Here is a 23,307-nt window from a genome sequence, read left to right as displayed (position 1 = left end):
ATCTCAACTCTTTTTTTCTTCTGTTTTTATTTTTGAGAATTCAATTTCTTCTTGAATTTTTGCTACACAAGTATCTAATTCTTTTTGAACTTCTTTACTCCAAAACCGAATTACTTTCCATTTTTTTGAAATCAAAAAAGCGTTGACCTCAACATCCCGTTTCATATTCCGTTCGATTTTCGGAATCCAATAATCACGATTTGATTTAATACGCAATTGCTGCGTTTCCCAATCTTTGCCGTGAAAAAATTCGCTGTCTATAAAAATGGCGATTTTATACTTTGCAAAAGTCAAATCAGGTTTACCGAATATTTTTTTATTATTCTTTCGATAGCGATAACCCGATTCCCACAAAGCTTTGGCAAGTCGGACTTCTTGCGTAGTTGCCGTACTTTTTATGGCCTGCATATTTTTTCTCCGTTGTTCGGGAGTTAAATTATCCATTTGAAAATTAAATTTGTTTCTGACAGATAAAGTTAGGTATTTAAGAAATATGGAAGTTTAATTATTCGACCTTTAGAAATTTCATTTTTTACAGCTAAAAACAAAAAAGCCTCTACATTTCTGTAAAGGCTTTTTATTTCTAAAGAAGTGGTTCCACCTGGGCTCCAGTCTTTAAGTCTCATGATAGCAATATCAATACTTCACAAAGTTTATAAATTTATGTATGCCTATTTGTATATCTTTTTATTAGTAAAACACCCTTCTTGTTTCAATTTACCCATGGTACTGACACTTAAAGATTAGTACATCTAAACAATCAGAAATCTTATAATTATTACTAATATATACTAGCTCAAAATAAGTTCAGTTCCATGTTTAATTCTGTAAGGAATTTTATTTGAAAATACTCTGGAATTACTTAGTTATTCCATGTGATACATTTTTGGAAACTTTAATTTACTTGTTATCATCTTGTAACCATAGCCTTACTCTAATGATAGCCCAAAAAATAAAAAATCCAAAAAAGAATAAAAACAAAAACTGTTCACATAAGACATAATAAGATTCTTTATACATATCCCATACTCATTAATACTTTTTAAAATATAGAATAGCACAAAACTCATTACTTGTATTACACAACCAAATACGATATACTTTCTAATTATATTTTTAGGCAATTCTTTGGTTCTTGTAGTAAAATTCATGTCATCAGTTTCGTTATTTAGTAATAGTTCTTATAAACTTAATTGAAGACAGAAGTAATATTAGTTCTTAATATTTCAGAACATATAACTGCCATAAAATCACTTTTTTTCTTAAAAAAGCGACAAAATGACATTTTTTACCAAATGGTTAATTTTTTGATAAAATAAATCTTAATAAACTAACCAATAAAAACCAATTTATGAAAAAAATATGCTTTGTAATTATGGGGTTTGGGAAAAAAACCGACCCTACATTAGGAAAGACGTTTGATTTAGACAAAACTTACCATAATATAATCAAGCCAGCAGTTTTGGCTTCAGGATACGAATGTGTCAGAGGAGATGAAGTACAAGAATCTGGTTTGATAGATAGAAGCATGTATGGTCTATTAATTTACTCTGATTTAGTTATTGCTGACATTACAACTTTTAACCCTAATGCCATTTACGAGCTAGGCATTAGACATGCTGCTAAACCATTTTCAACAATAGTTATGAAAGAAAAAGATGGAACTATTCCATTTGACATAAATCATAATAAAACATTCACATATTCACATATGGGGGAGGATATTTCAGCTACCGAGGCTAATCGTTGCCAAGAAGCTCTAACCAATCTTATTTTGAGTGTAGAAAAATCACAAGAAGTTGACAGCCCTTTATTTCAGCATATACAATCTGTTAAGCCTTATATATTACCAGAAGAAGAGTATATCCATTTAATTCAGGAACTTGCTGAAAAAGAAAAAGTGCTTTTTGCATTAGTTCAACAAGCCAAATTTCATATGTCAAAAAATAATTTCGAAGAAGCTATAAAATGCTGGAAGAAAGCAAGCGAAAAAGTAGAAAATGACTCGTATTTTATTCAGCAGTTAGCTTTATGTACTTATAAAAATAAGAATGTATCCGAAAAATTAGCCTTAAATGATGCTCTTACAATAATCAACAAATTAGAACCAGACGGAAGAACGACAAATGACCCAGAAACTTTAGGTATTACAGGCGCTATCTATAAAAGATTCTGGCTTTTGGATAAAAGCGAAATGGAATATTTAGATCGAGCCATAAAATATTACAATAAAGGTTTTACAATAAATTCTGACTACTACACTGGTGAAAATTATGCCTTATGTCTAGATTTAAAAAGCGAACATGTACAGGATGAGCACGAAAAAATCTATTGTAAAGTCGAGGCAAGAAAAACAAGAGAAAAAATTATAGAAATTATCGATAAACTAAAAGAAGATGAAGATTTCCTCATAAGAAGTGATTTAAATTGGATATATGCTTCTTTGGCGAATTGCCATTTATCTCTAAACAATGAGGAAGAATTTGAAAAATACGAGAAATTATTTTTAGAAAAAGCTAAAGCAGATTGGGAAATAGAAACTTATAATAAATCAAAACAACAAATTTTAAATCTAAAATAAATGTCTAAAAATTACAAAATTTTCGTAAGTCATGCATGGGCACATTCTCAAGACTTACTTTCGCTACAAAGCCTTCTAAATTCTAGAGGTTACCTTAATGTAGAATTTACTGAGGCAACTAAAGACATTCCTATAAATTCTCAAAATGCAAATTATATAAAAACAGTTCTAAAAACCAAAATTCAATCTTCTGATATAATTTTGGCTCTAGCTGGAGTTTACGCCACCCACAGCGAATGGATGACTTGGGAATTAGACACGGCGCTTGGCTGTCAAATTCCAATTATAGGTGTTATTCCTTGGGGGCAAGAAAAAATATCTTCCGTCGTTTACTCCCGTTCTAAAACAGATGTTAGATGGAATACTGAAAGTATTGTAGAGGCAATTAGAAAATATGCAAAATAAATATATTATGGCACACAAATGCTTTATTTCCTTTAAAACAGAGGACATGCCTTTTAAAAAGTATATTCACGATAATCTAAAAGTGGATATGATTGATAAATCGTTACACGAACCTATCAAATCAGAAAATGAAGATTACATAATGAGAAAAATCCGAGAAGATTACCTTTCAGACTCAACAGTAACAATTTTTTTGATTGGAGAAAAATCTGCTGAAAACCTTCCTTTAGAAAATCAAAATTATTTAAAAAGAGAGTTACAATCTTCATTATATCATAGTGAGGACAACACTAAAAATGGAATTTTAGGAGTAGTGTTACCTAGCATGTACAATAGAATTTATTCTGGAAAAGGAATATGTCGAACATGTGGCAAATCCCACAACTACATAAACATTAATAACAACACAGTTATATCTGAATTTGCTTATAATTATTACATCCCTAATAATAAATGCTCTTGGACTGAAGAAGATAGATATTGTGTACTAGTTAAGTGGGACGATTTTTGTAAAAACCCTAATTACTATATTGATAAAGCTTTCAATAAAAGACAAGAAGATATTTCAAATAAAACTAAAGTAAGACCATAATGAAAAACAATGACTATCCTAATTACTTTATAGCGGGAGATGCTGTATCAACGCAAGCACAATCTAAGTACATCAATTTTGTAAAATATGATTTACTATTGATGATTTTTTCAGCACTGATTTCCATATACAACTATCAAACAGAAGAATCAAAGACATTTATATATGTTATTTCCGGTATCATGTTACTCTTCGCTATGCTAATATCTATAATACTCAAAGCTAAAAAATACGAAGATACTTGGTATAGAGGAAGAGCACTAGCAGAATCTTGTAAAACATTAACCTGGAGATTTATAATGTGTTCCGAATTTTTTGAGAACAACATTCCTGCTGAAGAATCTGACAAAAGATTTATCAAAAGAATAAAGGAAATAAATAATGAATTTGCTGATTTAAATGAAGTAATAAGTGCAAAAAAAATAAATGCACCTATCATTACGGAAGAGATGAGAAAAATACGTGGCCTTTCTTTAAATGAAAGGAAAGAATATTACCTAGAAAATCGTATTGAAAATCAGATACAATGGTATTCTTCAAAAGCTGACAACAACAAGTCAAAATATGAAAATTGGTTTAGCTTGGTAATTATTTGTCAATTTTTAGCTTTAATATCCATTGGTTATTTAATTAAATATCCGATGTCAGATTTTAACTTAGTTGGACTGTTCTCTACAGTTTCAGCAAGTGGATTTAGTTGGCTTCAGTTAAAAAAATATCAAGAAAACAAGGAAGCTTACACTACTGCAACCTCTGAATTGAACTTAATTAAAGCTGAGGCAAATAAGAACTTTTCAGACGAAGAATTCTCTAAATATGTTCTTGATTCAGAAAATGCAATGTCTAGAGAGCATACCATGTGGTTAGCTCAAAAAAGAATGTAGTATTATGGAGAAAGGTTTTAACAAAAGTAGCTTACTTGAAAGTATTAGGTGGAAAATAAAATCATTAAATGATAGTACAATTAGAGAAAGACCTTGCGTATTTCTAAGTCATAAAAGAGAGGATAAAGAGGCATGCAAAACCATCGCCTCTTATTTTAGAGATGCAGGAATAGATTATTATTTAGATGAAGAAGATAAATCCTTACAATACGCATCATCAATAAATGATCCTGTAAAAATTACTGAAAGCATAAAAAAAGGAATCAGAGAAAGCACTCATATGATGGTTGTTGTTTCTGAGAAAACTTACAAATCGCTATGGGTTCCCTTTGAAGTTGGTCATGGTCATGCGTCAATTTTGGATCAAGAAAAATTTATGCATAACGAAGATTTGATTAAATTGTCTATTTTGATTTTAAAAGATATTGCTGAAAAAACTCTCCCAGATTACCTAAAAACTGGCTATATAATTAAAGGAACAAAAAGCTTGAATAATTATATCTCAAAAATCACAAACAGAACAGAGCAAATACTTTTAAATGAAAAAAGAGTTTTTTCAAACTCTCAAAAAGCACATCCGCTAGACAATGTTTTAAACTGGAAGCTTTAAGAAAACACTCCGTTGAATTCGGAGTGTTTCAATTTAGTTTATTGAATATAAAAGTAAAACACAAACAAACCTATAAAGCTTCTCTTTTTTTTAAACATACCTGTCTCACAACTTTTAAAGGCTTCATATTTACATCTTAATTTTCTTCTTTATATCTTTGTATACCTCCATCCACGCTTGTGATTCATTCTTCCATTGTTCAATTGGCAGTAAACTATTATTAGGCCCTTGTGGTGTGAAGTAATAATCTCCCATTTTTATCTCGTTCATTAAGCCCTCATCTCCAGTAACATTTAATTTCAAATCAAATATTGAACAACTACTTAAAACCACAGGTATAATTTCTCCCCTACCTGCTATTTTTTTTTGCATTGCCCTTTGTAGTTCATAATCATAAATAAAATCAGAGGCGATAAAATCTTGACTAATCAAAAGAATGACAATATCAGCGTCTTCAAGATTTTGTAAAATTTCATCTTTTACTTTTACTCCACTCTGAAGCTTTAAATCAGTCCAGCTTTCGATTTCTTTATTTCTAACAAACCCTATTAAATATTTTGTTAGTTGTTCCATTTCTTTATAGTTCGCATGACTATAAGACACAAAAACTTTCTTCATCTTTTTTAATCTCCTATTTGTGAATATTTTATAAACATACACTGCTTTTTCTTTCGGAGAATCTAATTGCACTACATTACTAACCATGTCATAAGTGCTTATTTTTGTTTCTTTTAGCTCATCGAACGTTGTTAAGTTGTATGCATTAACAAATACTTTACCATCCAATGAAATAAAAAGATCAGAAGGGACCTTTGAATCTATAACTTCATAAAATGCCTTACTAATTTCATATTTTATTTTCCAATCAGAATCATAACCTTCCTTTTCTATCAGAACTAGTTGTTCTTCGTACTCTAAATATTGCTGAAAACTTATTAATTTAAAATCCCAATAAAAGCATAATATACATGAATAAATATACTTGATCATTCTTTCTTTTGAATCAATATCAACTTTTGAAAAATGTCCAAAAACCTTAATTTCTAAATTTTCATTGTCTAAATAAATCAATAATTTACACTTATTTTCAAATGTGAATACAATTTGGTTCCTCCAAAATTTCTTCACATCAGGAAGACTACCAAAAAAACAAATTAATTGATTAATCAATCCTAAAGGAATAAAATCAGCAAATTTTAAAGTAAATAAATGTTGATTATGAATTCCAAAAGTAGTAAGATCATAATCAACGTCATTTTCTTTATTTACTAAGGGAAGATAATTTGGAATTATATATTCATCAATAATTTCTTTTTTGTCATTCATACCATATTTATGCAAAAAAATTACCTTTTGCAATTGCAATAAAGACAAAATATTAGGATCAATTTTTTTATCTTCAAAATATTTTTTATTTAAAATTCCTTTCGCTTTTTGAATTTCTCCTAAAATTAAAACCTTTTCTTTTATGTGATTAACAATTTTTAAAGGATTAAGCCATACAAAATCAGAAATATCATCTTTGTAATAAAGAACCAAACCTTTTCTATGCAGTTGATCTAATTCTGTCTTCAAAAATTGAATTTTTGAGTCAAGATCTAGTTTTGAATCTTCAATTTCAACTATTAAATCAGAAATAGCGACCGCCTGTTCTCTTCGTTGTTTTGATGTAATAAATTTTATAAAATCTATGTACCATTTTTTTTGGTCAAAAGAAACTCTTTTTTCGTGAATTAATTCTATCAAATTGAATTTCAAATGATCTAAATTAATTAATTGATTCTTATTTAATGTTGTTGGACTTTTAGAATTCCATTTAAGTGATATAAAAAATTGTTGTCTCGGAACTTTTTCAATTTCATTAAAAACAAAATATGTCGGTTTTTTTGACTCTTTAACATCCGAGTGAGTTTCTATCAAAAATAAATCATCATTAAACCCTTTATTATATTCATTATATTTTTTTTGTCCAATCCAATAATTAACGTTAAAATTTTGAATTGGACTTCCATTAATATCTAATTCATACCTATTACAATTTGACTTTTCGTGCCAAAACAAGCAATGAATTGATTGATTACTTAAAAAAATCCTATACAATCCATGATAAAAATCTTGCCCTCCAAAATCATAAAAAATAGCACTTGGAAGAATAGAATTAGCATTTTCTTTAAAAGGTTTAATTTGTAAAATATCTGTTGTTTCTGATTTCTCTATCAATGCATCATTTAAAAAATAGTTCAAAAACTGTGATTTACCGCTTCCATGATTTCCAAGCAGTAAGATTTTTACAGGAAAATACCCCTGAAGAGTTTCTCCAACACTATTATGTATAATAAATCTGTTTCTAACAAAATCTAAGTGATTTTCCCTATGAGAAAGGACAAGATTGTTTCTTCTTGAAAATCCAGTCTCGTCTACTTTTAAATGTTGTAATTGATTAGAGTCATTCGAAAACAAAATATAGATATCTTCGACTGGATTATTAGAAAGAATGAGTGTTTTTAATGGCAATGCTATTAAAGGATATACATCATAAACGTTATTATCACTTAAATCTAAAGTTTTTAATTTGCTCAAAGCTGATAAAACATTAATATCTTCTATTAAGCATTTACTTAAATAAAGTGAATTCAAACTTTGTAAATATTCAAAAGCCTCAAGCTCTCCAATGACGGTATTTGCAAGATAAAGTTCTTTAAGTCTGTTTTCTGGACTTATATCAATAAACTTCAAAGGATTATTTGACAAATCCAGTATACCTAAATTTTTAAAATTTTCTAGAGAAAAATAAGTAATCAAATTATAAGCTGCTCGAATAACCTTTAATTTGAATAATGATTTTAAAGGAGTCAGATCATGGATTTCATTGCCAACTAATAATATATATTCCAAAAATGACAAGTGTTTGAGTTCATCAATATCGCTGATAATATTATCTCTAACGTCAAGTATTTTGAGGTTTTTTAAATTCTGAATTCCTGATAAATTTTCCAATTTATTTGAACTTAAAGTCAAATATTTTAGATCATATAAATTATCTAAATTTGGAAAATTTTGAATACTGTTTTTCGCAAGTTTTAATTCTTGCAAGCTACTTAGTTCATTTATGGGTCTTGTATCATAAATTAAATTATCTGACAAATCTAGAACCTTCAAGTTTGGTAAATAAATTAAAGCTTCAACATCTTTAATTTTGTTAATGTTTAAATAGAGTGTGCTAATTTTCTTCAACTCTCTAATTACATTTATGGATGAAATATTATTACCTGTCAGATTTAAAAATTGCAGATCTTTCAAGGAAAATAAATTTTCAATTTCAAAAATATGATTGAATGACAAGTTTAAATACTCCAATTTCGGAAAGAATCTAATAAAACTTATTTCATCCAATTGTGTGTTAGATAAATTTAAATGTGTGATATTTTGTAAATCCCTAGAAAATGGAAAATCTTTAACTGGATTTTTTTGAAGATTTAAACCTACAACTTCGTTATTTGAGTTTAAAACATAAGTATTGCTTTTAACTTGAAGCATTGATCGATTAATATTTTCTTCTCTTTTTAATTTTATCTTTAAAAATTTTTCAATTTCTATTATTATTGAAGGCTTATGATTCATATCCAAAATTTAAATCAAATATATATTAATTTGCTTACAAAGAGAAGCAAAAAAATGCCTGCTTAAAACAGGCATTCCATCAACTCAAAAACCAACGATAATTAGCACTACCAATTAATGCATTGGAAATACCATTTGAAAAATCAAAAGCATTTACATTTCTATCTAAAAATGTATCAATATAACTACTCTTATTAGCCTGCGTGAACAGGCTATACATATTCCATAGATTCAAATCTCCATCAGAGTTTCTTCCAAAGTGTTCATCTTCATAATAGTCCTTAGCCACAACATTCAGCTGTCCATCATTAAAATTTAATGCAGGGATATTTATTTTATGGCTTTTGGGCATATGCTGATAGAGTTTGCTTCTGCCTAATAGAGTTGCAAATTGATGCTCCGTAAGAGAGTACTCTGAAAGTTTTTTCATTTCCACTAAATGCTTTTCTGCGTTATAATTCTGAAGAACCTCCATAATCTTTGACTGTAGTTCCACATAACTGGTTACTCTCATTTCTTCTGCAAAACCATCTGTACTCACACACAAATTACAGCATACTTTTACCTGAAAACCTATAAAAAACTTAAACTTTTCGAAAGATTTATTGCTATATAAGTTATCAAGATTATAACTTCGATCCCCCTATTAATAAAGACATTTCATTACCATTAGTTGTTCTGTGATACTTGGAATTCTAATAATAAAAGCAATTCTTTCAAAATACTGAGTTCTTTCGTGATCTAGTAAATCTTTTGCTTGCTTTTGTATAGTTTCAGGAATTCTGCCTTTTTATTTCATCTTTTGGGGCATCTAAAAGAATGCCTTTTTTGGGCTTGTCTCTGTTGAAGTGATTTTGAAAAACAGGTATGAAGTTCCGCAACTCTTGAGTTTACTGCAAAAAAAACGTCCAGACAATCTTTTTGAAAGTCTGGACGAATAAGCTAGTGGTCCCACCTGGGCTCGAACCAGGGACCACCTGATTATGAGTCAGGTGCTCTAACCAGCTGAGCTATAGGACCGGTTTAGAGGATGCAATATTACTACTATTTTTCGTTCACTCCAAATATTTTAAGACATGATTTGCATTTAATTTCAATTCAAAGTCCCAGTATTCAAAACAAGATTGATTTTCAATACCTTATTTAAAAACAAAAAGTGATATTTTTTATTTAATTTCCTGACAAAGCTCCACCAAAACGCCATTTGTGTTCTTGGGATGCAGGAAAACTACCAGTTTATTGTCGGCTCCTTTCTTCGGAACTTCGTTTATCAGTACAAAACCTTCACTTTTTAAACGAGAAATTTCGGCATGAATATCTTCAACATCAAAAGCGATGTGATGAATTCCTTCTCCTTTCTTTTCTAAAAACTTTGCAATAGGACTTTCCGGGTTTGTCGCCACTAAAAGCTCAATCTTGTTATTTCCGGTTTGAAAAAACGAAGTCAAAACACCTTCGCTTTCTACCGCTTCCATTTTATAAGATGGAACTCCAAGCATTTTTTCGAATAATACATTAGCATCATCCATATTTTTTACTGCGATTCCGATATGTTCTATTTTATTAACCATGACTTTCTATTATTGATTAATGTAAGTATTAAAATAACCGCATTCAGCAATTACATCTTTATAGTATTGAGTATCTGAATAATCCTTTTTTAAAGTTTTAAAACCGTTCCAGGCAATAAAATTAATTTTATCATCTTCAATACTCCACCAGTTTGTAACATTGTTGTATTTATTATTATAATATTCATTTCGTTCGCATTTCGAAATCAAATACACACATTTTGCTTTTTGCTCTTTTGTTGTTGCAGCCAGCAATGCTTTTTGATAATACCCTTTAGAAACATCACAATTGGTAATCATTTTTTTCATCGAGTCTCTAAACGAATACGGACTTGAACCGTAACCTACAATACTTATTTCGTAGAAAGTTCTTCCGTTTCCAAAATGTGAAATATTGTAAAATGCATTCCCCAGCAATAAACTATTCGTGTAAACATCTTCTTTTTGAGCCAGTTTATCCTGCATTTCTTTTACCGTATTTAGAAAATCAATAAACGTATATTTTCTTTTTTGGTACGCCACATGATCGCAATCGTGACAGTCTTTAATACTTCCGTTAAACGGATTTCCTAAAAACTTATAATATTGTACCGAGTCTGTTTCCTTCATAAAAGCAATCGCTTCGGGAATTTTATTTTTAAAAGTTGCCTGAACCGCTTGGAAATTGCTGATATCTTTCAATTTCAAACTATAAATTCCGGCACCAATTTTCTCGATTTCGGTTTTATTTGGCTTTGCTAAAAACGTTTTTATATCCAGCAGATTTTTTTCATTGTCATAAAAAGCATTTCCATCATTCCAATAACTATAGCGCGATTCACCAAAAATCTCCGACATTACCGGATCTGATTTTCCTTTATAAAGTGCCGACAAATAACTTCTGCTCCATGAAGAAGCATTTTGATAACGAAATTCTCCTTCTTTATATGTTTTTGGAAGTTCATAATACAGCCAGTTTAAATCGGCTAGAATTGTTTTCTCGTTTTTATCCGTCAGTTTATCAATTTTATTCAAATTATTTACAAAGCGTAATAAACGAAGCTGCATTCCCGCCAATTCTGTTTTCGGAAGTGTTTTTACCGCTTTATCAAAACTTTTATCCGCATTTGTATATTCACCTTTTAAAGTCTGTAAATAACCCAAAGATAAATCCCATAAATAAGGTCTTGCTGTATTATCTGCAGCCGAAATTTTGGCAATTAAATCAAAAGCACTTTTATCTATTTTAGATTGGTTTTCGGTTTTATTTTCGGCAACAGTTTGGTTTTTCACCGGCTGATTTTCTTCTGCCTTTTGCTGAAACGAATTATTCAGCGCTTGTTCTTGTTTGTTTACCAATCGCGTTGCCAGATAGTTTAAGTGTTCGCTTTTTGGATCTAATTCGTAAATCTTTTCAATAGCTTGTTTTTCATCTTTGTAAAATCCGTGAATCGCCCAAAGCGCCGCTTTCTCTTTATTATTTTTTGCCATTGCCAGCGATTTTGTCCAGTCAGCTTCATTTTTTGGATGAAAACTATACGCTGTTACAATTCTCAGTTCCGGGCATTTGTCAAAAACCTGAGCGTACAAATAATTAGAAACCGCATATTTTTTCTGCTGATAATTAATTCCGGCAACGTAGGAAAGTGCTCGATAATACAATACGTTTTTAGGAACAGAACTCTCGGTTTTATTAAAAAAATCAATTGCTTTTTGTTTGCTGTTGCTGTAAAAACGAGCTTTCATTGTCAAAAACCAATATCTGTTTTTCAAAAACGGATCGGCAGTTGTGTTGTAAACATTTTCGATTGACTGAATCATTTGCAAATCCTTAAAAGTTTTAGCCACAACGGGATCGTAACTCCAATAATCTTCGCCAATTGAAACCGTTTCTATTTTTTGTGCCAAATACAAAAATTTCACAAAGCTTTTCACTTTTGCGTCTTTCAAAGATATTTTTTTACCCCATTTTATTGAAGAAGGATTTTGCTTTTTGGTTTTATAAAAAACATGAAGGTCTGTAATTTCTTCTTTGTTTTTAATCGTATTTTTTTCATCAGAATAATATCTTGGTTTATCATCTCCAATTAAAAAATAATTTACAGTCGTAGTATCAACAACACCTTTTAGATAAGTTCCCCAATCTGATTTTATGTTTTCGTTGAAACGGGAATTGTGTTTCGTATCAAAACCAACTCCGTAAAAAATATCTCCGGCCAAAAACAATGGCGAATACGATTTATCTGCAAAAGTTTCGGGTGTGAAATTAGAATTGTATCCAAAAAAATCCCAATCGTCTCCGCCGCCGCAGGCATATAATATTCCGTAAACCGAAAGTATCGTGACACTAGAAACAAGAAACAACTTGCTCAAAAATATTCTTTTCATAACTTTTTAAATTGAATTCGTCTAAATCGTAAAATATAATTTCTTTTGGGGCTTTCGCCGAGCTTTTACTTAAATCCTCCCCCATTTCTTTTAAATCTTCGGTAAAAATTGATTCTATTTTAAGGAGATCATTTTCTTCATAATAAACACCATTTTTATAATTTGATTGTCTGGCTTTAAAAAAAATGGAATTGACCTGAACGAAGTTTTTATCCTTTTTGAGTTCGCTGAAATTCAGTTTCGAACGAAGCCCAACCACTTTTTGGTTTCTGATGTGAACTGCCCACGAATATATTGGCAATGCATAATCGAGATCAAGCGGATATTTCTTTAAACTCTTCAAATAATTGTCTGAGATTTTTTTGCTGTAAACAGAGTTTAACGAATCCGGAGCAATAGTTCCCATATTGTAAAACATTAAAACACCATGATCTACATTTGGGATTTTAGTTTTTTTGAAATATTTCACCTGATGAAGCCTGATTGTAGCCGAGAGTTTTTTCTGCGAAAGCGTTTTAATCTGTTCAATAAATTTAAGAAAATTGTCTTTACTGTTTAAGGTCCAGTCGCAGTCAATTTGGATTTCAGTATAATTGATTTTATTATTTGTATTGATTTCTTCAATTAAATGAATCGTCTTTTTAGCCAGATCTTCAATATCAAGATTAGTTTGCAGCATTACTTTATTCTGAATAAAAACCACGGGAACAATTTCAAAATTTTGGGTGTTTTCCTGAAAATGAATTGGACTTATCGGAATTGGAGATTGCGTTTCAGGATGAAGCCCGATATCAAAATAACGAACATACAATTTGTGAACGTCATTCTCTTTTAAAACTTCCTTTTCTGTTTGAGAGAACTTCAAATTGGTTTTCCAATAATAAAAAGCAATTACAGGTTTGTCATTTTTACTGCAAGCAGAAAACAAAACAACCATTACAACCAAAAAAATTCTTTTTATCAAAACCGGAGGAAATTATATTTGAACTCAAAAGTAAGAAATTATAGCCCATTGTTTATTTCTTATTCAAAAAAAGAAGTAAACCTAAAAGCTGTAAATCCTAATAAATGCCCAAAAAATTTCAATTAAAGCAAATATAATTGTTATTTTGTGCAATCAAATTTAAAAACCGCTATGTTTAAAAGCAAACTCAAATACATTTCATTTTTATTGGTATTATTAATGATGAGCTGCGCCAAAAGAGGCAGTATAACTGGCGGATTAAAAGATACTTTAGCTCCTGTTTTGGTTTCGAGTACTCCTAAAAATTTCAGTACTGATTTTAAAGGAAACGAAATTACATTGGTTTTTGATGAATATGTAAAGCTGAAAAACCTCAACAAACAGCTTGTTATTTCACCGCCAATGAAAAATGAGCCGTTGATTTATCCAACTGGTGTCAGTAAATTTTTAAACATAAAAATTAAAGATACTTTACAGCCAAACACTACCTATAGTTTTAATTTTGGACAAAGTATTACGGATAATAATGAAGGAAATGCAATAAACCAATTTAAATATGTTTTTTCAACAGGACCTTATATTGATTCGTTGAAACTTAGAGGAAGTATTAAAGATGCGTATGAAAAAAAGGTAGATAATTTTGTTTCTGTAATGTTGTATGAAGCAAATGATAAATACAAAGATTCTGTTATTTACAAAGATTTTCCGCGTTACGTTACCAATACTTTAGACAGTTTAAGAACTTTTGAATTTGAAAATTTAAAAGCAGGAAAATATCTTTTAGTTGCTTTAAAAGACAAATCAAGCAATAATAAATACAACCCAAAAGATGATAAAATTGGGTTTATTAAACATTTTATTACAGTACCAAATGATACAGTTTTTGATTTGGAATTATTTAAGGAAACGCTTCCGTTAAAAGCGGTAAAACCAATTCAGGCATCGGGAAACAGATTGCTTTTACCTTATGAAGGAAAGCAAAATTTCAAGATCAACAAACCAACCATTGTACTTAAAAACAATGACCAGATTCTTGAAACCATTGTAACACAATTTCCTAAAAAAGATTCGCTTCAGGTTTGGTATAAGCCTTTAAAAGCCGATTCTTTATCTTTAGAAGTTAGTCGTGATACGTATAAAAAGAGATTTACTTTTAAAGTAAAAGACCAGAAAAAGGACACGTTGAGTATTAGAGCGGTTCAAAACGGCATCATTAATTTTAGGGAAAGATTTACTTTAGAAACCGAAACGCCTTTGGTGAAGTTCGATAAATCAAAAATTAAATTGGTTAATAAAGATTCGACAGCTGTTGATTTTACTACAGAATATGATGAATTTAATCAGAAACTGTATGTCGATTTCAAGAAAGAACCTCAGGAAAAATACAATTTTACGTTTTTCCCGGGCGCGCTGACTGATTTTTATGAAAAAACAAACGATACTTTATCGTATAAACTATCCACAAAAGAAGTTGCCGATTACGGAAATCTGGTTTTGAATTTAAAAAATGTAAAACGTTTCCCGATCATTGTTGAAATAACAAACAAAAAAGGCGATGAAGTTTTGGCCAGCGAATATTCTGAAGGAAGTACTAAAATTGAATTCAACTTATTAGTGCCAACTCAGTTTACAGTTAGGATTATTTACGACGATAATAAAAACAAAATGTACGATGCCGGAAGTTTTCTTGACAAACGATACGCCGAAGAAGTTTTCTATTATCAGCAGGAAGTCGATGTCCGCAGCAATTGGGATGTCGATCAAAGTGTAGACCTAAACATTCCATATAGTCCGGAGATAGAGAAAAAAGAAGACGCTAAAAAGAAGAAAAAAGAGGAAAAGCAGCGAAAAGCTTTCTAGATTTTAACCTCAAAAACATCTTTGTCGCTTAAAAAATCGAGTTTTTTTCGGGTTTCCAGCATTTCATTTTTATCTAAATCAACCACAAAAACGCCTTCTGTTTCTTGTGGTTCTAAAATGTAATTTCCTAAAAAATCAACAACCTGCGAATGACCGGTATGTTCGTAGTTATTGGCATCAAGCCCAATTCTGTTTACACCCACAACATAACTTAAGTTTTCAATGGCGCGTGCTTTAAGCAAAGCGTCCCAGGCGTTGGTGCGTACTTTTGGCCAGTTGGCAACATATAAAAGTAAATCGTAATTTTCGACATTGCGCACGAAAACCGGAAAACGTAAGTCATAGCAAACCTGCAGGCAGATTTTCCAATCCAAATAATCAACAATTATTTTTTGAGTTCCGGCGGTATAGAATTTATCTTCGCCGGCTAATGAAAACAAATGACGTTTGTCATAATACTGCATTTCTCCCGACGGAAAAACAAAAAACATTCTATTATAATAATTGCCATTTTCGGTAATAACCAAACTTCCCGTAACGGCACTATTTTTTTCTTTCGCAACAGTTTTCATCCATGAAATTGTTTCGCCTTCCATTGTTTCTGCAACTGCCGACGGATTCATAGTAAATCCTGTCGAAAACATTTCAGGCAAAACAATCAAATTAACCTGCTGATTGATGTGTCTTATTTTCGATTCAAAGTTTTTTCTGTTTGCAGAAGCCTCTTCCCAAACCAATTCTGATTGAATAAGTGCGATTTTCATTTTTCAAAAATACGAATTTTCAGCCAAAATTTATTTTTTAGTAAAAAAGCATATTCTGCAAAAATTTCTCAAAAAACCCTTTAAAAATCAAATGTTTTTGGGATTATAAAAATACTTCGCGAAAAAATATTGCAAAAAAAATGCAGTTATTGCAAAAAAAATGCAAAAGTGAAAAATAAATATCTATATTTGATTTGCCAATAAAAAACCAAAAGAAAAACATGAAAACCAAACTATTATGAAAACAAAGCTTATTTCATTAGTGTTTATTGGAGGAATCATCTTCTCCACAAACGCCAAAGAGATTGCAATAAAAAAGCATCTTTTTGAACAACAAAGCAATCAAGTTGAAATTTCGGGCCAGATTTTAGGTCAGGATGATGGAATGCCAATTGCCGGAGCTACAATTTATGCCGAGAGCAATAATAAAATAGCAACAATATCTGATGAAAACGGAAAATTTAAATTAAAGGTTCCGGAAAACGAAGTTCATATTATTGTAAGTTATATGGGATATGAAACTTTATCATTTGCCTTACTTAAAACTTCAGATTTAACTATTCGATTAAAACCTGCCGAAAATGTTCTGGAACAAGTTTTAGTTACCGCATTGGGGGTTAAAAAAAGCAGTAAATCTATTGCCTACGCTGTTACTGAATTAAAAGGAACTGAATTTACAAAAGCGAAAGAAACCAATATCGCAAATGCATTAGTTGGGAAAATTGCAGGTGTAAACGTAAGCAGCACCTCAACTGGAGCAAATGGATCAACGAGAGTTGTAATTCGTGGAAACGGATCTTTAAATGGAAACAACCAGCCGATATATGTGGTTAACGATTTACCAATTGATAATACACAGCTTAATTTACCGGGAATTGGAAATGGTGCGGGTTCAACAAGAATAAACGTGGACCGTGGTGACGGAACTTCTGTTATCAATGCCGATGATATTAAAACTATTACGGTTTTAAAAGGTGGAACAGCGGCCGCACTTTATGGTGCAAATGCTGCAAACGGTGTAATTTTGATTCAAACGAAAAGAGGTTCTGCTCAAAAAGGAATTGGAGTGGAGTATAATTCTTCATTTACATTTGAAACTCCTTCGATTATACCAGACTGGCAATATGAATATGGTTCTGGAGCAAACGGAAAAAAGCCAACCACGCAGGCAGAAGCTGTTGCAGCCGGACGCTGGTCTTGGGGAGCTAAAATTGACGGAAGCAACGTAGTTCAGTTTGACGGCGTTTCAAGACCTTATGTGGCTCAAAAAAATAACATTAAAAATTTCTACGAAACAGGAACAACATTTATTAACTCTCTTGCTTTATCCGGAGGAAATGAAAAAGCTACAGGCCGTCTTTCATTCTCAAATATGGATAACCAAAGTGTGGTTCCAAATTCTGATTTTAACCGTAAAAGCATCAACATTGCGAGTAATGTAAACTTAACGAACTGGTTGAAATTTGATGTTGTAGCACAATATAATTTAGAAAAATCAAACAACAGAGTAACGGTTTCTGATGCGGAAGCAAATCCAAACTGGGGGACTTACATGATTGGTAATACGGTTGACATTCGAAATCTTGCCCCAGGTTATGATGCAAACGGAATTGAAGAAGCATGGAATCCTGTTGCTGTTGCAACAAACCCTTATTTTGTTGTTAATAAAATTAAAAACAAAGACACTAAAAATCGTTTCATTGGGATGTTGAACGTAAAAGTAAATTTCACTCCTGAGTTATTCCTTCAAGGTAGAATTGGACAAGATTATACCGATTATGATTTCTTCGGATACATTCCAAAAACAACTTTAAACAATCCGGTTGGATATGCGCAAGGTTCAAAAATGAAATTATCCAATCTAAATTCTGAAGCAATTCTTAATTATACCAAAAAGAATATTTTTAATGATTTCTCTTTAAATGCTTTAGTTGGAGTTAACTCTCGTACTACGTTGAGAGACGAAACCAGGGTTGAAGGTTCAAATTTTGTATTAAATGATTTTTATGCTTTAAGCAATTTATCAACCTTGGCTTATAGTTATCCTTACGGAAAAACTAAAACCAACTCCGTTTACGGTGCTGCCGATTTTGATTATAAAAACATTGTATTTTTAAATGTAACAGGTCGTCAGGATTGGTTTTCTACTCTTTCAAAAGAAAACAATACGGTATTTTATCCTTCTATTGGAACAAGTATAATTGTTTCGGATATTATAACACTGCCGGAATTTGTTTCGTTTGCTAAACTAAGAAGTTCATGGGCAGAAGTGGGAGGCGCAACGCCAGATCCTTATGCATTGAACCAATCGTACTCAATGATTCAGGGCGGACATAACGGCCAGCAGGTTCAGGGACCAACAAGTTCAAGAGTTCCAAATGCAACTTTAAGTCCGTTGACTTCTACAACATTTGAGATTGGAACTGATTTAGGATTTTTCAACAATCGTTTAAATCTTGATTTTGCGTGGTACAACCGTGCTACTACAAATGATATTGTTGAAACTACAATTTCAACAGCTTCCGGAGCCAATACTGCTTTATTGAATTTAGGAAAAATGAGAAACAGAGGGGTTGAGTTTTTATTAAGCGGTAAAATCATCAATTCTGATAAGTTTTCTTGGGATGCAAGTTTCAACGGATCTTACAACGAAAATAAAGTTGAAGCACTTACAGATCAGTTAAACTCGATTACAATGGCAACTTCTGTAAACGGATATGTAACGATTACAAGTGATGTTGGACGTCCGTACAGCATTATAAAAGGTTACAGACCTCGTAAAGATGCTAACGGAAATACGGTTTATAATGTAAGCGGCGGATCTGCAACTATTGCACAGGGACCGCTTGAAGAATTAGGTCAGGGTGTTCATCCTTGGGCTGCGGGACTTAGCAATGAATTCAAATACAAAAATATTTCATTAAGCTTTTTGATCGATGGTAAATTTGGCGGAAGCTTATATTCTGGAACTAACTTGTACGGAACTCGTATGGGATTGACAAAATTGACGCTTGAAGGTCGTGAAAGCGGTTTGCCAATTAAAGGTGTTGACGTTAACGGAAATCCGGTTGATATGGTAATTGCTCCGGAAAACCTAAGAACGTATTATGATGGTTTAAGAAACATTTCTTCGGAATTTGTTTATGATGCAAGTTTCATCAAATTAAGACAAGTAATTCTGGGTTACGATTTACCTATTGAAAAAATAAAAGGATTATCAAAACTTCAGGGTGCTTCAATTTCATTTGTGGCAAGAAACTTATTCATTCTTTACAAGAAAACACCAAACGTAGATCCTGAATCTGTATTTAGTGCCGGAAATGCTCAGGGTGTAGAACAATTTGGAGTACCAAAAACAAGAAGTTTCGGTTTAAACTTAAATGTCAAATTTTAAGCTTGCTTTATTTCTAATAATTAAATTAAAAGACATGAAAAAGATAACCCTTTTATATATCGCAGGCTTACTTTTAGGAAGTATGACAGCTTGTACCGATGATTTTGAAGAAATCAATACGAACCCCAATTCAGTTGAAAAACCAGATCCGAATTTTATTTTCAGTAAAGCACAGCTTGACGGTTTAAACAACAATTATTTTGCAACTAATATTTTAGAATGCGGCGGAATGCTGCAGCATTATGCAACTTACAAAGAAGCATCTGGAGCTGGTGACAAATATTTGAGTAATGAAGTTTATTATTCTGCTTATTTTAATCAGGCTTATCCAACCGCTTTAAATGAAACGGAAGTTGTAATAAATGAGGTAAAAAACAATCCTAACGACAGTAATAAATTGAATATTGCGAGAATCTGGAAAGCGTATTTATACCACAGAATTACAGATTTATACGGAGATATTCCTTATTCTGAAGCTGCAAAAGCAAACAGCACACAAATCTTTCTTCCTAAATATGATTCTCAGGAATTTATTTATAAAGATTTATTGAAAGAACTAGACGAAGCGGCAGCGGCATTAGATCCGGCAAAACCAAGTTTCGGTAAATCTGATTTTATTTATGACGGAGATGTTGCGAAATGGAAAAAGTTCTCTTACTCGTTAATGCTTCGTTTAGGTTTAAGATTAACAAAAGTTGATGCTGCATTGGCACAAACATGGGTAAAAAAAGCGATTGCAGGCGGTGTAATTTTGAACACAGCCGACAATGCGATCATGAAATATACAGACGGGCCAAATGATTTTAATAGAAATCCTGTTGGTTTCGATTCAAGAAAACAGGATTTTACAGCAGGTTCTTACGGTACAAAAAATGTAGAAGGCGGAAAATTAGCTAAAACATTTATCGATTTATTACAATCAACTGCCGATCCTAGAATAAGTGTTTATGCGGGAGTTTGGCAGGGAACAACTCAAAATACAGCGCTTGCCGTTCAAAAAGGTTTCCCTAACGGAACTAAAATTGCCCCAACTCCTACTGAACAAGCAACGTATTCTGAACCTAACCAAAGTACTGTTTTTAAATACGATGCCCCGCTTGTTTTAATCAGCAATGCTGAGACTAATTTATATTTAGCCGAAGCCGCTGCAAGAGGCTGGTACGCCGCATCTGATAAAGATTTATATGAAAAAGGGGTTCAGGCTTCTTTCTTAAACATGGGAATTTATGGAGTAGCTTACACTATTCCAGATGCAACGCCATATTTAACAGCAAATCCGTATAATGCAGCAGGATCTTTTGAGGCTAAAATGAATCAAATTCATACTCAGGTTTATATTGCTTTATTTGTAGACGAGCAGGAAGTTTACGCCAACTGGAGAAGAACAGGTTATCCGGTTTTAATTCCGGTAAACTTTCCAGGTAACGTTACAAACGGCACAATACCAAGACGTTTCAAATATCCAACCAGCGAATATTCAGTGAATTCAACTAACTTAGCAGAAGCGGTTAAACGACAAGGTCAAGACCTTTTTACAACAAAAATCTGGTGGGATAAATAAAAATAATAACCGTTGGTATAATTAATTTAAACACATAGAGACATAGTTTTTGAAAGTCTTTAGAAAGGCGTTTCACTTGCATTAACAAACATAGTTACTATGTGTTAAAAGCTAGCTTTTTTTAACTCCTAATTCAAGTAAAAAAATCTATGTTTCTATGTGTTTAATAAAAAATTACTCTCAACGGAATTAATAATAAAAGATAAATGAGCATTTTAATTCTTACGGCATGCATTGCGTTTTTAATCATACAAATAGCTTGGCTTAAAATCAATCCGTTTATTGCCTTTATCATAACAGCTTTATTAGCAGGTCTATTTTTAGGCCTGCCCATAAGTACCTTGTCACAAACCGTTCAAAAAGGTTTAGGCGAAATGTTAGGATCTATTACGCTGATTATTGTTTTCGGAACCTGTATTGGGAAACTTACCGTTTCATCAGGCGCCGCCAATGTCATTGCCAAAACAGTCATGGGATGGACGGGCAGAAAATACGTTCGACTCGGCTTAATGATTACCGGATTTATTGTTGGGATACCTCTATTTTATAGTGTTGGATTTGTTTTGTTAGTACCTCTAATCTTTTCAGTAGCCCATCAATTTAAACTATCAAAAGTATATCTGGGAATCCCAATGCTGGCGTCGCTTTCAGTAGCACACGGTTTTTTGCCCCCACATCCGTCACCAATGGCTTTGAGCAGTATTTTAAATGCTGATATTGGACTCGTTTTAGTTTACGGAATTATAATTGCAATTCCGACTATTTTTATCGCCGGATTATTATTTTCCAATTTCCTTAAAAACATCAAAACCGAATCGGATCATGAAATTTTAAATGTTGAAGAAGTCGTAAACCACGGTAAACTTCCGAGTTTTTCCCTGAGTTTATTTTCGGCCTTATTTCCGGTTTTTGGTTTAACTATAACTTCAATATTACCTTTAATTTCAACTAATGAAACGTTGATTGAAGTTTGCAAAACAGTAGGAGAACCAAGTATGATTATGCTTATTTCTTTATTGCTCTGCACGTACACTTTAGGAATAAGAATGAACCGAAGTATCACATCTATAATGGACGATTACGCCGTTGCTATAAAAGATGTCGCTTTGATTGTTTTAATTGTAGGCGGTGCCGGAAGTTTGAAAGAAGTTATGATTGTAAGCGGAGTAAATGAAACTATTGTTGCGGCCTTAACACAAATAAACATTCATCCGTATTTATTGGCCTGGATGATGGCAGCGATTATTCGCGTTTGTGTAGGTTCTGCAACCGCAGCCGGATTAATGACTGCAAGTGTTTTATTACCTTTGTTACAAACTACCGGTCTCGATCCCAATCTATTAGTTTTATCTGTTGGAGCCGGAAGCTTAATGTGCTCGCATGTAAACGATCCAGGTTTTTGGATGTTCAAAGAATATTTTAATATCAGCCTGAAAGACACGTTCAAATCATGGACGGTTATGGAATCTTTAGTATCTGTTTTAGGAATTGTTTTCGTATTTATTTTAAACTCAATTATACATTAATATCATGAATTTATTACCACAAGAAAAATTTGAAACCCTTGGCCTTTCATTACCGCCAGCACCTCAACCTCTTGGTATATATAAACCTTATTTAGTCGACGGAAAATACTTGTATCTTTCTGGTCACGGTCCAGTTCGCGACGATAAATCTTTAATCATTGGCCGAATTGGCGATGACATGGATATCGAAGAGGGAAAACTGGCTGCAAGACAAGTTGGCTTAACGATGCTTTCAACAATTGTAACCAATTTTGGAAGTCTGAACAAAGTAAAACGAGTGATAAAAGTTCTTGGAATGGTGAATTGCAATGGCGATTTCCTAAGACATCCGTATGTAATAAACGGCTGCAGCGAATTGTTTGCTGAAGTTTGGGGACAGGAAAACGGAATTGGAGTAAGAAGTGCCGTAGGAATGGGTTCTTTACCGGACAATATTCCTGTTGAAGTTGAAGCTGTTTTCGAATTATTCTAAAAAATTAGGCCACAGACGATAAAGATTAAAGAGCAATCTGAATTGGTTAAGAAAATACTTTAGTCGTAAGTCTGTGGTTATGTAAAAATATATAGGCCACAGATTTCATAGATTAAAAAGGATTATTTTTTTGCC

16 protein-coding genes, 1 tRNA gene and 1 pseudogene are annotated in these 23,307 nt (G+C 32.0%); 10 read left to right on the top strand and 8 right to left on the bottom strand.

All coding sequences use genetic code 11. The features are described 5' to 3' along the window. Nucleotides 1-3: 3 nt before the first annotated feature. A complete protein-coding gene (locus tag J2Y38_RS15655; protein ID WP_309844246.1) occupies nucleotides 4-444 on the bottom strand; it encodes a very short patch repair endonuclease in 441 nt (146 codons plus the stop codon). 907 nt (nucleotides 445-1,351) lie between these two features. On the opposite strand from J2Y38_RS15655, the gene J2Y38_RS15650 reads away from it, so the two are divergent. The 5 genes from J2Y38_RS15650 to J2Y38_RS15630 are packed head-to-tail and all read left to right on the top strand — an operon-like array spanning nucleotide 1,352 to nucleotide 5,072. After that, entirely contained in the window at nucleotides 1,352-2,581 is a 1,230-nt protein-coding gene (locus J2Y38_RS15650; protein WP_309844244.1) for a TRAFs-binding domain-containing protein, read from the top strand. Further along, on the top strand, nucleotides 2,582-2,986 hold the full coding sequence (locus J2Y38_RS15645) for a TIR domain-containing protein (protein ID WP_309844242.1): 405 nt from the start codon (nucleotides 2,582-2,584) through the stop codon (nucleotides 2,984-2,986). A 7-nt stretch (nucleotides 2,987-2,993) separates the two neighbouring features. Next, the gene (locus J2Y38_RS15640; RefSeq protein WP_309844241.1) at nucleotides 2,994-3,578 is read left to right on the top strand and encodes a TIR domain-containing protein; all 585 of its coding nucleotides are present in this window, start codon (nucleotides 2,994-2,996) and stop codon (nucleotides 3,576-3,578) included. Beyond that, on the top strand, nucleotides 3,578-4,462 hold the full coding sequence (locus J2Y38_RS15635; protein ID WP_309844238.1) for a DUF4231 domain-containing protein: 885 nt from the start codon (nucleotides 3,578-3,580) through the stop codon (nucleotides 4,460-4,462). The genes J2Y38_RS15640 and J2Y38_RS15635 overlap by 1 nt, the downstream gene beginning before the upstream one ends. Nucleotides 4,463-4,466: 4 nt before the next feature. Next, nucleotides 4,467-5,072 carry a toll/interleukin-1 receptor domain-containing protein gene (locus tag J2Y38_RS15630; protein WP_309844235.1) on the top strand — a complete coding sequence of 202 codons (606 nt, stop codon included), beginning with the start codon at nucleotides 4,467-4,469 and terminating at the stop codon, nucleotides 5,070-5,072. Between the two features lie 129 nt (nucleotides 5,073-5,201). Here the strand turns inward: J2Y38_RS15630 and J2Y38_RS15625 are convergent, their stop codons facing one another. From J2Y38_RS15625 to J2Y38_RS15600, 6 genes and pseudogenes are all read right to left on the bottom strand, one after another. After that, nucleotides 5,202-8,693: a TIR domain-containing protein gene (locus J2Y38_RS15625; RefSeq protein ID WP_309844233.1), complete on the bottom strand. Its 3,492-nt coding sequence runs from the start codon at nucleotides 8,691-8,693 to the stop codon at nucleotides 5,202-5,204. A 79-nt stretch (nucleotides 8,694-8,772) separates the two neighbouring features. Continuing rightward, nucleotides 8,773-9,474 (bottom strand): annotated as a pseudogene (locus tag J2Y38_RS15620) (DUF3871 family protein). Nucleotides 9,475-9,639: 165 nt separating this feature from the next. Then, a tRNA-Ile gene (locus J2Y38_RS15615) sits at nucleotides 9,640-9,713 on the bottom strand. A gap of 146 nt (nucleotides 9,714-9,859) precedes the next feature. Continuing rightward, nucleotides 9,860-10,264 (bottom strand): methylmalonyl-CoA epimerase, encoded by a 405-nt coding sequence (gene mce, locus J2Y38_RS15610; protein ID WP_291147119.1) that lies wholly within the window; start codon nucleotides 10,262-10,264, stop codon nucleotides 9,860-9,862. A 9-nt stretch (nucleotides 10,265-10,273) separates the two neighbouring features. Next, on the bottom strand, nucleotides 10,274-12,631 hold the full coding sequence (locus J2Y38_RS15605) for a hypothetical protein (RefSeq protein ID WP_309844230.1): 2,358 nt from the start codon (nucleotides 12,629-12,631) through the stop codon (nucleotides 10,274-10,276). After that, complete coding sequence (locus J2Y38_RS15600; protein WP_309844227.1) at nucleotides 12,591-13,595, bottom strand: hypothetical protein; 1,005 nt, start codon at nucleotides 13,593-13,595, stop codon at nucleotides 12,591-12,593. Before J2Y38_RS15600 ends, J2Y38_RS15605 begins: the two co-directional genes overlap by 41 nt. A 171-nt stretch (nucleotides 13,596-13,766) precedes the next feature. On the opposite strand from J2Y38_RS15600, the gene J2Y38_RS15595 reads away from it, so the two are divergent. Continuing rightward, the gene (locus tag J2Y38_RS15595; protein WP_309844225.1) at nucleotides 13,767-15,455 is read left to right on the top strand and encodes an Ig-like domain-containing protein; all 1,689 of its coding nucleotides are present in this window, start codon (nucleotides 13,767-13,769) and stop codon (nucleotides 15,453-15,455) included. On the opposite strand, the gene J2Y38_RS15590 is transcribed toward J2Y38_RS15595, so the two are convergent. Beyond that, nucleotides 15,452-16,219: a nitrilase family protein gene (locus J2Y38_RS15590; protein WP_309844222.1), complete on the bottom strand. Its 768-nt coding sequence runs from the start codon at nucleotides 16,217-16,219 to the stop codon at nucleotides 15,452-15,454. The genes J2Y38_RS15595 and J2Y38_RS15590 overlap by 4 nt on opposite strands. A gap of 238 nt (nucleotides 16,220-16,457) precedes the next feature. Here J2Y38_RS15590 and J2Y38_RS15585 point away from each other — a divergent pair, with 238 nt between their 5' ends. From J2Y38_RS15585 to J2Y38_RS15570, 4 genes are all read left to right on the top strand, one after another. Continuing rightward, nucleotides 16,458-19,613, top strand: coding sequence for a SusC/RagA family TonB-linked outer membrane protein (locus tag J2Y38_RS15585; protein ID WP_309844220.1), 3,156 nt, complete (start codon nucleotides 16,458-16,460; stop codon nucleotides 19,611-19,613). Between the two features lie 34 nt (nucleotides 19,614-19,647). Further along, a complete protein-coding gene (locus tag J2Y38_RS15580; protein WP_309844218.1) occupies nucleotides 19,648-21,174 on the top strand; it encodes a SusD/RagB family nutrient-binding outer membrane lipoprotein in 1,527 nt (508 codons plus the stop codon). A gap of 206 nt (nucleotides 21,175-21,380) precedes the next feature. Continuing rightward, nucleotides 21,381-22,700 carry a gluconate:H+ symporter gene (locus tag J2Y38_RS15575; RefSeq protein ID WP_309844217.1) on the top strand — a complete coding sequence of 440 codons (1,320 nt, stop codon included), beginning with the start codon at nucleotides 21,381-21,383 and terminating at the stop codon, nucleotides 22,698-22,700. A gap of 4 nt (nucleotides 22,701-22,704) precedes the next feature. Then, on the top strand, nucleotides 22,705-23,172 hold the full coding sequence (locus tag J2Y38_RS15570; protein ID WP_053473321.1) for a RidA family protein: 468 nt from the start codon (nucleotides 22,705-22,707) through the stop codon (nucleotides 23,170-23,172). The last annotated feature ends 135 nt before the right edge of the window (nucleotides 23,173-23,307 follow it).

Origin of the sequence: Flavobacterium sp. 2755, from assembly GCF_031455715.1 — a bacterium.
Taxonomy (GTDB): domain Bacteria; phylum Bacteroidota; class Bacteroidia; order Flavobacteriales; family Flavobacteriaceae; genus Flavobacterium.
The sequence above is the reverse complement of the archived record's forward strand: the minus strand, read 5'-3'. Positions and strand labels throughout refer to the sequence as shown.

Bases quoted from the DNA above. Each gene is read 5' to 3' on its own strand.
- J2Y38_RS15655 (WP_309844246.1), bottom strand. From the start codon at position 444: ATGGATAATTTAACTCCCGAACAACGGAGAAAAAATATGCAGGCCATA.
- J2Y38_RS15650 (WP_309844244.1), top strand. From the start codon at position 1,352: ATGAAAAAAATATGCTTTGTAATTATGGGGTTTGGGAAAAAAACCGAC.
- J2Y38_RS15645 (WP_309844242.1), top strand. From the start codon at position 2,582: ATGTCTAAAAATTACAAAATTTTCGTAAGTCATGCATGGGCACATTCT.
- J2Y38_RS15640 (WP_309844241.1), top strand. From the start codon at position 2,994: ATGGCACACAAATGCTTTATTTCCTTTAAAACAGAGGACATGCCTTTT.
- J2Y38_RS15635 (WP_309844238.1), top strand. From the start codon at position 3,578: ATGAAAAACAATGACTATCCTAATTACTTTATAGCGGGAGATGCTGTA.
- J2Y38_RS15630 (WP_309844235.1), top strand. From the start codon at position 4,467: ATGGAGAAAGGTTTTAACAAAAGTAGCTTACTTGAAAGTATTAGGTGG.
- J2Y38_RS15625 (WP_309844233.1), bottom strand. From the start codon at position 8,693: ATGAATCATAAGCCTTCAATAATAATAGAAATTGAAAAATTTTTAAAG.
- mce (WP_291147119.1), bottom strand. From the start codon at position 10,264: ATGGTTAATAAAATAGAACATATCGGAATCGCAGTAAAAAATATGGAT.
- J2Y38_RS15605 (WP_309844230.1), bottom strand. From the start codon at position 12,631: ATGAAAAGAATATTTTTGAGCAAGTTGTTTCTTGTTTCTAGTGTCACG.
- J2Y38_RS15595 (WP_309844225.1), top strand. From the start codon at position 13,767: ATGTTTAAAAGCAAACTCAAATACATTTCATTTTTATTGGTATTATTA.
- J2Y38_RS15590 (WP_309844222.1), bottom strand. From the start codon at position 16,219: ATGAAAATCGCACTTATTCAATCAGAATTGGTTTGGGAAGAGGCTTCT.
- J2Y38_RS15585 (WP_309844220.1), top strand. From the start codon at position 16,458: ATGAAAACAAAGCTTATTTCATTAGTGTTTATTGGAGGAATCATCTTC.
- J2Y38_RS15580 (WP_309844218.1), top strand. From the start codon at position 19,648: ATGAAAAAGATAACCCTTTTATATATCGCAGGCTTACTTTTAGGAAGT.
- J2Y38_RS15575 (WP_309844217.1), top strand. From the start codon at position 21,381: ATGAGCATTTTAATTCTTACGGCATGCATTGCGTTTTTAATCATACAA.
- J2Y38_RS15570 (WP_053473321.1), top strand. From the start codon at position 22,705: ATGAATTTATTACCACAAGAAAAATTTGAAACCCTTGGCCTTTCATTA.